General features: G+C 70.1%; 11 protein-coding genes. 8 read left to right on the forward strand and 3 right to left on the reverse strand.

Annotated elements, in window-relative coordinates; translation table 11 throughout:
• Positions 1-137: 137 nt before the first annotated feature.
• Complete coding sequence (locus AC07RM_RS14555; protein WP_495335009.1) at positions 138-1,052, forward strand: hypothetical protein; 915 nt, start codon at positions 138-140, stop codon at positions 1,050-1,052.
• A 7-nt stretch (positions 1,053-1,059) separates the two neighbouring features.
• On the opposite strand, the gene AC07RM_RS14560 is transcribed toward AC07RM_RS14555, so the two are convergent.
• The 3 genes from AC07RM_RS14560 to AC07RM_RS14570 are packed head-to-tail and all read right to left on the reverse strand — an operon-like array spanning position 1,060 to position 3,804.
• Positions 1,060-1,920, reverse strand: coding sequence for a YbgC/FadM family acyl-CoA thioesterase (locus tag AC07RM_RS14560; protein WP_093341963.1), 861 nt, complete (start codon positions 1,918-1,920; stop codon positions 1,060-1,062).
• Positions 1,921-1,955: 35 nt separating this feature from the next.
• A complete protein-coding gene (locus tag AC07RM_RS14565) occupies positions 1,956-2,921 on the reverse strand; it encodes an alpha/beta hydrolase (protein ID WP_495335010.1) in 966 nt (321 codons plus the stop codon).
• A 1-nt stretch (position 2,922) separates the two neighbouring features.
• A complete protein-coding gene (locus tag AC07RM_RS14570; protein ID WP_495335011.1) occupies positions 2,923-3,804 on the reverse strand; it encodes a 2-keto-4-pentenoate hydratase in 882 nt (293 codons plus the stop codon).
• 83 nt (positions 3,805-3,887) lie between these two features.
• Between AC07RM_RS14570 and gbd the strand changes: the two genes are divergently transcribed.
• The 7 genes from gbd to AC07RM_RS14605 all read left to right on the forward strand — a co-directional run bounded on the left by gbd (position 3,888) and on the right by AC07RM_RS14605 (position 12,915).
• Positions 3,888-5,024: a 4-hydroxybutyrate dehydrogenase gene (gene gbd, locus AC07RM_RS14575; protein ID WP_495335012.1), complete on the forward strand. Its 1,137-nt coding sequence runs from the start codon at positions 3,888-3,890 to the stop codon at positions 5,022-5,024.
• Positions 5,025-5,190: 166 nt separating this feature from the next.
• A complete protein-coding gene (locus AC07RM_RS14580; protein WP_495335013.1) occupies positions 5,191-7,536 on the forward strand; it encodes a type VI secretion system Vgr family protein in 2,346 nt (781 codons plus the stop codon).
• A 14-nt stretch (positions 7,537-7,550) separates the two neighbouring features.
• On the forward strand, positions 7,551-7,988 hold the full coding sequence (locus AC07RM_RS14585) for a hypothetical protein (RefSeq protein WP_208508011.1): 438 nt from the start codon (positions 7,551-7,553) through the stop codon (positions 7,986-7,988).
• Between the two features lie 14 nt (positions 7,989-8,002).
• A complete protein-coding gene (locus tag AC07RM_RS14590; protein ID WP_495335014.1) occupies positions 8,003-10,660 on the forward strand; it encodes a DUF2169 family type VI secretion system accessory protein in 2,658 nt (885 codons plus the stop codon).
• A complete protein-coding gene (locus tag AC07RM_RS14595) occupies positions 10,657-11,790 on the forward strand; it encodes a pentapeptide repeat-containing protein (protein ID WP_495335015.1) in 1,134 nt (377 codons plus the stop codon). The genes AC07RM_RS14590 and AC07RM_RS14595 overlap by 4 nt, the downstream gene beginning before the upstream one ends.
• Positions 11,787-12,476 (forward strand): DUF3540 domain-containing protein, encoded by a 690-nt coding sequence (locus AC07RM_RS14600; protein ID WP_495335016.1) that lies wholly within the window; start codon positions 11,787-11,789, stop codon positions 12,474-12,476. Before AC07RM_RS14595 ends, AC07RM_RS14600 begins: the two co-directional genes overlap by 4 nt.
• 52 nt (positions 12,477-12,528) lie before the next feature.
• Complete coding sequence (locus AC07RM_RS14605; protein ID WP_093341975.1) at positions 12,529-12,915, forward strand: DUF4150 domain-containing protein; 387 nt, start codon at positions 12,529-12,531, stop codon at positions 12,913-12,915.
• The last annotated feature ends 15 nt before the right edge of the window (positions 12,916-12,930 follow it).

Here is a 12,930-nt window from a genome sequence, read left to right on the forward strand (position 1 = left end):
TCCAACGCCCGTCGTTCGGGCGCAAGGCGCTATCTTTCAGATAGCGCCTTTTTTTGTGCGTCTTTCTTAACCCCGTTGCCGCCGGTGCGCCGTAGAAGCCTGCACCGACCACTTCCGGCAAGGAAAGAGAGACCTCCATGAACCGCAGATTCTTCTCGACCGCCCTCGCGCTGGCCGCGCTCTCGGCCTGCACCCAGACCCCGGCGCGCCCCTATCTGCCGCCCTCGCCCGTCGACCGCCTCGGCGGCCTGATGGAAGTCAGCGTGATCGACCGCGCTACCGGCCGCGAGCTGCCGATCTACCGCGCCAACGGCGAGTACTGGGTGGCCGGGCGTCCCGGCGCGCGTTATGCGCTGCGGCTGCGCAACCGCATGGGCGAACGGCTGATGACCGTGATGTCGGTCGACGGCGTCAACGTGCTGACCGGCGAAACCGCGGGCGTGCAGCAGAACGGCTACGTGCTCACGGGCGGCGAGCGCGCCGACATCGCGGGCTGGCGCAAGAGCGATTCGCAGATCGCGGCCTTCGAGTTCACCGCCAACGGCAATTCCTATGCGAGCCGCACCGGCCGGCCCGACGAGGTGGGCGTGATCGGCGTCGCGGTGTTCCGCGAGCGCGTGGCACCGCCGCCGCCGCCCGTGCCGATGCCCTTCCCGCGCCGCGACGGCTACAGCCGCGAGGAGTCGGCGCCGCGCGGCGATTTCGAGGCCCGCAACAAGTCGATGGCGCCGGCGCCGGGAACCGCGCCCTCGGCCGACAGCGCGGCCCCCGCGGAATCCTCCGCCATGGCCCAGTCGCGCAGCCAGCCCGCTCCCAGCCTGGGCACCGGCCATGGCCGCCGCGAGACCTCGTACGTCGGCCACACCACGTTCGAGCGCCTCCGTTCCTCGCCCGACGAGGTGGTGCGCATCCGCTACGACAGCCGCGAGAACCTGGTCGCCGCGGGCGTGATCCCGGCCAATCCGGCGCCGCGCTGGCCGCGTCCCGCGGGACCCACGCCGTTCCCCGAATCCGAAGCGGGCTACGTGCCCGATCCGCCGCCGCGCTACTGAACGACGCTCAGCGCAGCACGCGCCGCATCTCGATGTGCGGGATGTCGGCCTCGACGAAGGGCTCGCCGTGCACCGCATAGCCGAGCCGTTCGTAGAAGCGCTCGGCGCTGCGCTGCGCGTAGAGCGCGATCTCCGCATCGCCGCGCGCCCGGGCCGCGGCCTCGAGCGCCTGCACCACCGCCACGCCGTGGCCGCCGCTGCGCAGCGCGCGATGCACGGCGATGCGGCCGATCATCGAGCGGCCGTCCTGCGCCGGCAGCAGCCGGCCGGTGGCGATCGCCTGGCCGAGCCGGTTGCGCACCACCACATGCGGCACGGCCGCGTCGTGCTCGTCCCATTCCATCGCCTCGGGCACCTTCTGCTCCTCGATGAAGACCGCGCGCCGCAGCGCCGCCGCGCCTTCGCCGAGCGTGGCCCAGTCGCCGGTGTCGATCGCGCGCATCGTCTCGCCGGCCTCGAAGCCCTCGAGGATCGCGCGCAGCGAGGCCGGCACCGGCTTCGAGGTCTGCGTGGCCGGGTCGGCGAATACGTAGACCAGCTCGCAGCCGACCAGGAACTCGCCCTGGCGGAACAGCCCGCCCTCGAAGGTCATCGACGAGGTGCCGATGCGCGCGCAGCGCATGCCCACGTCGATCACGTCGTCCATGCGCGCCGAGCCGCGGAAGTCGATGGTCGCCTTGCGCACGTAGAGATCGCCGCCCAGCGAATGCATCGCCTCCTCGTAGGGCAGCGCCAGCGCGCGCCAGTAGTCGGCGATGGCGGTGTCGAAGTACATCAGGTAGTGCGCGTTGAAGACGATCTTCTGCATGTCGACTTCGGCCCAGCGCACGCGCAGGCGGTGGAAGAAACGGAAATCACTGCGTTGCATTCTTCTTGTCTCCAGGGGAAATGAAATCGGGGTCGTCAGGGCCGCAGCGCGTCGCGCAGCGCTTTCGCCGCGTCGTCCTGCGCCTGCAGCGCCTCGGGCACCGCGCGGCCCATCTTGAGGAACTCGTGGATCACGCCGCGGTAGATCTCGAGGTCGACCGGTACGCCCGCGGCGCGCAGCTTGTCGGCATAGGCGATGCCCTCGTCGACCACCGGGTCGCACTCGGCCAGCGCGATCCAGGCCGGTGCCACGTCGTCCACGTCGTCGGCGATCAGCGGCGCGAAGCGCCAGTCGTCGCGGTCGGCCGGGCTACGCACGTACTGGCCGAAGAAGTAGTCGATCAGCGCCTTGGTCAGCAGCGGGCCCTGCGCATAGCGGCGGTGCGACTCGGTGTCCTGGTGGCCGGTGGTGCCGGGGTAGATCAGCAGCTGCAGCGACAGCGGCAGGCCCGCGTCGCGCGCGAGGATCGCGCAGACCGCGGCCAGCGTGCCGCCCGCGCTGTCGCCGCCGACCGCGAGCCGCGCGGGATCGAGGCCCAGGCTCGCGCCCTCGCGCGCGACGAAGGAAAAGGCATCCCAGGCATCGTCGGAAGCGGTCGGGAACTTGTGCGCGGGCGCGAGCCGGTAGTCGACCGACACCACGGCGCAGCCGCTCTTCTTGCAGAGGACGCGGCACAGCGTGTCGTGGGTGCGGATGTTGCCGACCGTGAAGCCGCCGCCGTGGAAGTACACGAGCACCGGCAGCACCTCGGCCGAGGGCGCGTAGAGCCGCGCGGGGATCGCATGGCCGTCGCGCGCGGCGATCTCGAAGTCCTCGATGCGCGTGAGCTCGGGCTTGGGCACCTCGAGCACGCCCGCGCCGCGTTCGTACGAGGCCTTGGCCTCGTCGGGCGTGAGCTGGTCGAGCGAGGGGTGGCCGGCGCGCGCCATGCGCTCGACCACGCTGGCCATCTTGGCGGTCAGCGGATGGGGAAGTCGTTGTGCGGTGGGATTCGTCGTCATGTCACTTGAAGGAAACGACCACGGGCTGGGCGCGCGCCAGGCCTTCGTAGGTCACGAGCACCGTCTGCCCCGCCTTGGGCGGCAGCAGCGGCGAGAAGGAACCGAGGCTGATGAGGTCGCCGGGCTTCATGGCGATGCCCTCCTTGCCGAGCGCGGCGGCCAGCCACACCACGGCATTGAGCGGATGCTCGAGGATGTCCGAGCCCTTGCCGCGCGCCAGTTCGTTGCCGGTGCCGTCCTTCATCACCACCGTCATGTCGCGCAGGCTCTGCAGCAGCACGGCCTGGCCCGCGCTGTCGGCAGGCACCTCGATCGCCACGCCCCTGACGCCCAGGCGCGCCGCCACGTTGATGGCCGCGAGGCCCGGGCCGCCGAGCTTGGGCGGGGTCTGCACCGCGAGGTCGGGCAGCTCGATGAAGGGAATCACCTGGTCGATGGCGGCGAGCACCTCGGCCGATGTCTTCGCGGCGTTGATGTCGGCGCTCTTCACGCGCACCAGCATGTCGGCCTCGAACAGCGGCCGCGCGCCGAAGGCGGCATCGACCACCGCGCCGGTGTCGAGCACCATGTCGCGGTAGAGCACGCCCCACACCGGCTGGTCGTAGTTGAAGCGCTTCTGCACCGCGGGATTGGTGAGCCCGGCCTTGTAGCCGACCACCGGGCCGAGCTTGCGCGCATGCAGCGCATTGAGCTTCGCGCGCGTGCAGGAGGCATCGGTCTCGCCCATGTTCTCGATGTCGGCCGCGGGCCGGTGGGCCTCGAGCGCGGCCGCGAAATCGGCGACCTGTTCGTCGCTGAGGCAGGCGGCCAGCGCCGGGGCGGCGGACAGCGCGGCGATCGCTGTGCCGAGCGCGACAGCGGCAAGGGTTTTCTTCGTGTGCAAGGTGCCTCCCTCCTGATAGTTTCGGTAGATTCGATGGTCCGCCATCGTACTGCCCGCAAGCTCCGGAACCCCTCCCCCACCCCATGGCCCTCATCCAATACCTGACCCAGATCCAGTTCGAATTCGGCGCGGTGAAGCTGCTGTCGAGCGAGTGCGCGCGCATCGGCATCCAGCGCCCGCTGATCGTGACCGACGCCGGCGTGCGCGCGGCCGGCATCCTGCAGAAGGCGATCGATGCCATCGCCGACCTCGAGGTCACGATCTTCGACCAGACCCCGTCCAACCCGACCGAGGCCGCGGTGCGCGCGGCCGTCGAGCTCTACCGCAGCGGCCGCTGCGACGGCCTGATCGCCGTGGGCGGCGGCTCGGCCATCGACTGCGCCAAGGGCGTGGCGATCGCGGCCACGCACGAAGGCCCGCTCAAGACCTACGCCACCATCGAGGGCGGCTCGCCGAAGATCACCGACCGCGCGGTGCCGCTGATCGCGGTGCCCACCACCAGCGGCACCGGCAGCGAGGTCGCGCGCGGCGCGATCGTGATCGTCGACGACCACCGCAAGCTCGGCTTCCACAGCTGGTTCCTGATGCCCAAGGCCGCGATCTGCGACCCCGAGCTCACGCTCGGACTGCCGCCGCGCCTGACCGCCGCCACCGGCATGGACGCGATCGCGCACTGCATGGAGACCTTCATGTCGGCCGCCTTCAACCCACCGGCCGACGGCATCGGCCTCGACGGCCTCGAGCGCGCCTGGGGCCACATCGAGCGCGCCACCAAGGACGGCAGCGACCGCGAGGCGCGCCTCAACCTCATGAGCGCCTCGATGCAGGGCGCGATGGCGTTCCAGAAGGGCCTGGGCTGCGTGCACTCGCTGAGCCACAGCCTCGGCGGCGTCGATCCGCGCCTGCACCACGGCACGCTCAACGCGCTGTTCCTGCCCGCCGTGATCCACTTCAACGCCGGTGCCGAGTCGGTGCAGAAGGAGCAGCGGCTGCAGCGCATGGCGCAGGCCATGCACCTCGATTCGGCCGGCGACCTCGGCGATGCGATCCGCGACATGAACGCACGCCTGGGACTGCCCAAGGGCCTGGCCGAAGTGAGCGTGACGCCCGCGCTGTTCGAGCAGATCATCGACGGCGCGATGGCCGACCACTGCCACAAGACCAACCCGAGGCTGGCTACGCGCGACGACTACCGCGCGATGCTCGAAGCCTCGATGTGAGGCCGGGCCGGGGCGCCGACCCCGGCCTTATAAACAGTTCGTCTTAAGCGCGCGGTCTTAGCGCGCCGCATGCGCCATCGCGTCATGTCGATGACATGAGGGCTTCCTAGACTGGCCTCGACGACCCGCACCCGCCGGGTCCTTCGAGAACAGGGAACACCTTCGAATGACGCGAACCATCCGGGTCCACACCGCACTGAGCGCCGAGCAGTTGAAGTTTCGCGCGATGCGGGGACAGGAAGGCCTCTCCCGACTCTTCGAGTTCGAGGTCGACATGGTCAGCACCAGCTTCAACCTCGACCTGAAGACGCTGCTGGGCACCTCGCTGAGCATCGAGGTCTCGGACGACGCCGGCCCGCGCTTCCTCAACGGCACCGTGGTGCGCTTCGAACTGCTGGGCCGCGCCAACGAGACCGGCCGCCACTACGTCTACCGCGCGCTGGTGCAGCCCTGGCTCTGGTACCTCACGCGCACCACCGACAGCCGCATCTTCCAGAACCGCAGCGTGCCCGAGGTACTCGACGAGGTGCTCGGCAAGTACGGCTTCGAGTACGAGAAGCGCCTGACCGGCAGCTACCGCAGCTGGGAGAACTGCGTGCAGTACCAGGAGAGCGACTTCGCCTTCGCGAGCCGGCTCATGGAGCACGAAGGCATCTCCTACCACTTCGAGCATTCGAACGGCTCGCACCTGCTGGTGCTGGCCGACGATGCCGGCGCCTACCGGCCGCTGCCCGGCTACGCCAGCATCCCGTACCGGCCGCGCGATCGCGTGGTCGATGCGCTCGAGCCTTGCATCGACCGCTGGCGCGTGGCCGAGCAGATCACCTCGGGCCGCGTGATGCTCGACGACTTCGATTTCCGCAAGTCGCGCGCCTCGCTGCAGAGCGTGCAGCAGGACCCCAAGGGCCACGACCACGCCTCGTACGAGGTCTACGAGTGGCTGGGCGGCTACAGCGAGCACCAGCAGGGCGACACCTATGCGCGCATCCGGCTGCAGGAGCTGCAGTGCGCGCACGAGCTGGCCGCGGGCCACACCAACGTGGCGGGCATGGCGCCGGGCTACCTGTTCTCGCTCACGCATTGCCCGCGCGAAGCCGACAACCGCGAGTACCTGGTCACCGAGACCCGCTACGACCTGCAGGAGCCCGAGTACTCGAGCGGCGGCAGCGCCGAATCGGTGTGCGAGTTCGACTTCAGCGTGCTGCCCTCCTCCGTGGTCTACCGGCCCGCGCGCAAGACGCCGCGCCCGCGCACCAACGGACCGCAGACCGCCACCGTGGTCGGCCCGCAGGAGATCTGGACCGACCGCTTCGGCCGCGTGAAGCTGCAGTTCCGCTGGGACCGCTACGGCCAGGCCGACGAGAACAGCTCCTGCTGGGTGCGCGTGTCGAGCAGCTGGGCCGGCGCGAACTTCGGCACCATGCACATGCCGCGCGTGGGCCAGGAGGTCATCGTCGACTTCATCGGCGGCGAACCCGACCGGCCGATCATCACGGGTCGCGTCTACAACAGCGACCAGATGCCGCCGTGGGAACTGCCGGCCAACGCCACGGCCAGCGGCATCCTCACGCGCTCGAGCGAAGGCGGCGCGGCCAACCAGGCGAACATGCTGCGCTTCGAGGACCGCACCGGCGCCGAGCAGATCCTGCTGCATGCCGAGCGCAACCTCGACGTGGAGGTCGAGGCCGACGAGACCCACACCACCGACGGCACCCGCACCACGCTGATCAAGGGCCACGAGTCGGCCACCTACCAGGACGGCGAGACGCGCGACATCACCGCGGGCGCGCAGGAGACCATCACCGGCGGCGACACCCGCGACGTGACCGGCGGCTTCAACGAGACCATCAGCGGCGGCGTGAACCAGCGCATCACCGGCGGCAAGAACCGCAACCTCGCGGGCGGCCTCAACGACACCATCACGGGCGGCGTGAACCTCGCGATCACCGGCGGCTTCCACGGCACCATCGACGGCCAGGAGATCCGCTTCGTGAGCGGCGGGCGCAACGACACCATCAACACCGTCAACAACACGACGGTCAACGGCCCCTCGACCACCATCGTGACCGGCCCGACGGTGCACACCTCGCCCGACGTGACCTTCAACACCACGAACCACATCCACAACACGACGCAGCACGTCATCAACACCAACGTCTACAACACGACCTCGACCACCTACAACAACACGACCAACAACTACACCAACAACTCCACCGTCTACAACAACAACTACGCCTCGAGCGGCGACTGGCGGCTCGCGCGCGTGGGCGGCGTGGGCTTCCGGCTGAGCCTGGTGGGGATGTCGCTGGACGTGTGGGGCGCGCGGCTGCAGTACTACGCGGCACTCAATGCGCAGCTCGCGACGGTCAAGATCGACGTGGCCATCTTCTCGCTGAAGAACGCGCCGCTGAAGATCAGCACCACGGGCCTGAAGATCGCCCAGAAGGGCATGCTGATCGCGACCGGCGGCCTGGCGGCGAAGTTCAAGGTGCTGACCCTGGTGGTCTGACGCACCCGGCAACGATGGAAATCCTCCTGTGGATCGTCTTCGCGGTGCTGATGGGCTCGATGCTGCTGGTGGCGGTGTCGGTCGTGATCGTGGCCACGCGCGAGAACCGCGCCTATTCGGCCGAAGCCAAGACCTGGGAACGGCTGGCGCAGACCGGCATTCCCGCGCAGGCCGTGGTCGAGTCGCTCAAGCGTTCAGAGAATGAACTCTCGCGCGGCGGCTCGCAGGGCCAGACCGTGTATGCCGTGGAGCTCGCGCTGCGCGTGATCGGCACCGACGCCATCGTGGACGAGCGCCCCGCCATCGTGCGCACGCTGATCGACGAGGGACTGCTGCCGCAGTTCGCGGTGCCGGGCAAGCCGGTGCACCTGCTGCGCGATCCGAACGACGCCTCCATCTTCGCCATCGACCGCGCGCGCACGCCGCTCGAGATTCCGCGCGCTTCGCACTGAGCGCGCGTCCCTCCGTGAAAACAGTCAAACCCCTGCGGCTGAGCGTCATCACGCGCCCCTTCCTGCGCCAGGGCCATCAGCGCCTGGCGCTCACGGTGATGGGCATGGTGTCGATGGACGAGCAGCCGGTGCTGCTGCCCGAGACCGAATTCTGGAAGACGGTCTCCGAAGAGCTCGGCCCCACCGGCGCCATCGACCTCGGCATGCCCAAGGCCTGTGCCGAGTTCCTGGCCACCGGCCATGCCTACACCCACCACCAGGCCGAGAAGACGGCCTGCGCGGTCGAGCTGCGCGTGGGCGCGCTGGCGCGGCAGCTGGTGGTGTTCGGCGACCGCTACTGGGTCGACGGCCGCGCGAGCGCGCCGCAGCCCTTCGAATCGATGCGCCTGGACTGGAGCCGCGCCTACGGCGGCCCGGCCTTCGCCGACAACCCGCTGGGCATCGGCCAGCAGCCCGAACTCGTCAACGGGCTGTGGGTGCAGCGGCTGCCCAACGTCGAGCATCCGCAGCGCCGCATCGACCATCCGGGCCGGGCGATGGAGCCGGCCTGCCTCGGCGCGATCGACGTGAGCTGGCCCGCGCGCATGCGGCTGATCGGCAGCGACTACGGCGCGCACTGGCGCGAGCACCTGTTCCCCGGCTTCGCGCAGGACATGGACTGGCGGCTCTTCAATGCCGCCGCGCCCGAGCAGCGCTGGCCCCAGGCCGACCGCATCGCGGGCGGCACGCCCTACGAGATCTGGAACATGCACCCCGCGCAGCCCGTGCAGCGCGGCCGGTTGCCCGACTGGCGCGCGCGCGGCTTCGTGGCGCGCAAGACGCAGGCCGGCGGCGACGAGCCCGGGCACTTCGACGAGCTCGAGCTGCGGCTCACCACCGCCTGGTTCTTCCCGCACCGCGAACAGATCGCGCTGATCTTCCATGGCGAGACCGCGATCGCCGAAGACGACGCCGCCGACATCACGCACGTCATGCCCGCCATCGAGCGCGCCGCCGATGCACCGCGCCCGCTGGCCCACTACCTCGAGATCCTGCAGCGCCGCAGCGACCCCGAGACCGGCGCGCTCCACACCTTCCGCGACGAGGAGCTGCTGCCCGCCGAGACCATCGGCCCCTGGATCGACCAGCTCGAGGAAAAGGAATCGCCGCTGGTGCGCAACATGCGCGAACGCGCGCGCGTGCTGCGCGAAGACCTCGCCGACAAGGGCGTGGCCGCCGGCCACAAGCCGCGCCACTTCAAGGAACGCGCGGTGCCCGAGCCCTTCACCAAGCGGCCGAGCCTCAGCGAGCTGCCCGCGTTCATGGAGCGCGCCAAGGCCTACGAGCGCGAACAGTTGCAGAAGCTCGAGGACGGCCGCCGCGACCTCGCGCGGCATGCGAAGGCCAACGCGCCCGAGTCGCGCAAGGTCGGCTTCGACACCGGCGAGATGGTCGACAGCGCGCAGCGCACCGAGGTCAAGGGCCCGCCGGCCTTCGATGCGAGGACCGTGATGCAGGGCCTGCTGGGCATCGCGCCCGCCACGCGCAGCCCGCAGATGCCGCCCGAACAGCAGCGCGCGCTCGAGCAGGCGGCCGAGAACGGCCGCCGCGGCCTGATCGACATGTACCGGCTCGGCGCCCAGCACCAGAGCGCGGCCGATGCGATGGACGCTGTGCGCGCGGCCGAGGCGCGCGAACGCGTGCTGCAGCTCATGGCGACCACGCGCGACCTCTCGGGCCTGGACCTGACCGGCGCCGACCTCTCGGGCATCGACCTGCGCGGCGCGAGGCTGCACCGCACCCTGCTCGAGAGCGCCTCGCTCGCGGATGCGCAGCTCGACGGCGCCGATGCCACCGAGGCGGTGCTGGTGCGCGCGAACCTCGCGCATGCCTCGCTGGCCCACTGCGTGCTCGACCGCGCCAACCTGAGCCTCGCGCGCTGCGAGCGCACCTCGTTCGCGCATGCCCGACTGCACGAGACCACGAGCGAGAAGAGCCGCTTCGACCATTGCGACTTCGGCGGCGCGCAGCTCGCGCAGCTGAACCTGTTCGGCATGCATTTCGAGGGCTGCCGCTTCGACGATGCGCACTTCGACTACGTGACCGTGCTCGAAGGCAGCCGGCTCCTGGACTGCAGCTTTCGCGGCGCCACGCTGCACAAGTTCGGCCTCATTGCCTGCGAGGTCGAGGGCCTGGACTTCGCGGGCGCTTCGCTCGAAGCCTGCGCCTGGGCCCACACCGTGGCCGACCGGCGCGTGAGTTTTCGCGGCGCCACGCTGCGCACCACCTGCTTCGTCGGCACCAGCAGCCTGCGGACGGTCGATTTCGAAGGCGCCACGCTGGTCCATTGCAGCCTGCGCGAGATGCAGCTCGAGGGCGCGCGCTTCGTGCGCGCCACGCTCGACACCTGCGATCTTTCGGGCTGCGTGCTGACCGGCACCGACCTGAGCGCCATCGACGCCCCCGACAGCCTGTTCATCCGCGCCGACTTCACGCAGGCCTCGCTGCGCGGCGCCAACCTCATGAATGCCCATCTGCAGAAATCCCGCCTGCTTTCCTGCGACCTGCGCGAAGCGAACCTGTTCCGTGCCGATGTCTCGCAGACCGTGATCGACACGGTGACCGACACCCACGGCGCCTACCTCGAACAGGCCAAGACGCTGCCACGCCGCGCGGCGGACCCGGTGCAATGACGCCGGAAACCCTGGCCCTGAAACTGCGCGGCGGCGAATTCATCGAGCGGCAGGACTTCCAGGGGATGCGATTCGATGGCCTGGACCTCAGCGGCGGCGCCCTGCGCGACTGCGATTTCTCCAACGCCAGCCTGCGCGGCGCGAAGCTCGCCGAATCGGCCTTCGATGCCTGCCGCTTCGACGGCGCCGTGCTCGACGCGGCCGACCTGCAGCGCGCGGGCTTCCATCGCTGCAGCCTGGCGCGCGCGAGCCTGCGCGGCGCCACGATGAGCCGCGCGGCCTTCAGCGACTGCGAGCTGCACGAGATGGATGCCGCCGAGGCCCGGGCCGATCTCGCGGCCTTCCACCAGAGCCGGCTCGATGGCGCGAGCTTCGCGGGCGCCGAACTCACGAAGGCCGTGTTCGGCGAGTCGAGCCTGGCCGGCACCCGCTTCGACGCGGTGGCGCTGAACACCACCGTCTACTACCGGGCCGCGCTGCGCGGCGCGCGCTTCACGGGCGCCAGCTTCCACAACGTGATCTTCAGCGAGGCCGATCTCGCGGGCCAGGACTTCTCGGGCCAGCAGTTCCGGCTCTGCCAGTTCATCGATGCCGACCTCGGCGGCTGCAACTTCGACCGCGCGACGCTGGTCCAGTGCAACTTCAAGGGCGCGAAGCTCGTGCGCGCGGTGCTCACCGCGGTGCATGCGCCGCAGTGCCTGTTTCCCGAGGCCGACCTGCGCCACGCCGATGCGCGCGGCGGGCATTTCGACCAGAGCCTGTGGGTCGATGCGCGGCTCGACGACGCCGACCTGTCGGATGCGCGGCTCGAGCAGTGCGTGTTCCACCGCGCGCAGTGCCGGCGCACCTCGTTCGCGCGCAGCCGGCTCGTGTATGCCGACTTCGCCTATGCCGACCTCAGCGAGGCCGACCTGCGCGGCGCCTTCTTCGAGCGCACGCAGATGCACCGCGCGCTGCAGTCCGGCACCCGATGGGGCGACCGCGGCGGCGTGCTCGACAGCGACCCGGCCCTGTTCGAGGCCGAACGCTTCTCGGCCGCGCGCCAGGACCGCCCGCAACGCGCGGGCCGCGATGGTTTCGGCCGGCCGCTGCCTTCCACTTCCGACGACCTCGAGGACCTCGCACCATGAGCCCCGCCGCCCTGCGCGAACGCGCCTCTTCTCCCGCATCTTTTCCCGCCGTGCACGACGCGCCCGACATGCAGACCTTGCTGCGCCGCCCGATGCCCGCGCCCGCCGCCTGGACCGGCAATGCGCTCGGCACCGTGGTGCAGGCCTTGCCCGACGGTGTCTTCCTCGTCGAGGCCCAGGCCGGCGGCGAACGCTGGCACTGCCCGCGCGCCGCGAGCTGCCTGCTGCAGCCCTCGGTCGGCGACACGGTGCTGGTGGCAGGGCCGCGGCGCGACCAGGCCTACCTGATCGCCGTCATCAAGCAGGCCGATCCCGCACAGGCGCGGCTCGCGGTCGACGGCGTGCTCACGCTGCAGGCCGGCACCCGGCTCGAACTGGCCGCGCCCGAACTCGATCTGCAGGCGCGCAAGGCGCGGCTCGAGGTCGGCGAGATGGACTACCGCGGCGGCGAAGTGCGCATCACCACGCTGCTCGCGCGCTTCGTCGGCCGCACCTGCGAGACCGTGCTCGACCGGCTCAGCGTGCTCACGCGCTCGAGCTTCAGGCTCACCGAGGAGGTCGAGCAGGTGCGCGCGGGGCAGATCGACTACCAGGCGGAAGAGACCCTGCGGCTGCATGCGAAGAACACGCTGGTGAGCAGCAAGGGACTGGTCAAGGTGGATGCCGAGCAGATCCACATGGGCTGACGCGCGCCATCGACCACCGACCATCGACGACAGCCAGAAAGGAACAGCCACCATGTTCGCCAACGCACAGATGATGGGCGTCGACCTCGCCTTCCCCGACGTCTGCAAGACGCCGCCGGCATTGCCCATCCCCTACCCCAACTTCGCGCTGGGCCCAACAGCGATTCCCAACGCCTGGAACATCCTCTACGGCGGCACGCCGGCCCACAACATGGCGACCGTCACGCCGATCACCAACGGCGACAACGCGGGCGTGCTGATGGGCGTGGTCTCGCAGACGGTGATGGGGCCCTCGCGCCACATCACGGGCGCCTTCACCGTGCTGCTCAAGGGCACGCCGTGCACGCGCATGACCAGCCTGTCGGTACAGAACCGCTGCAACATCGTCGGCATGCGGATCGTGCCGAGCCAGTTCAAGGTGCTGGTGCTGGCGGCCTAAGCCACCGACAAGGTG

It is taken from the genome of Variovorax sp. GW821-FHT09B05 (genome assembly GCF_059418265.1).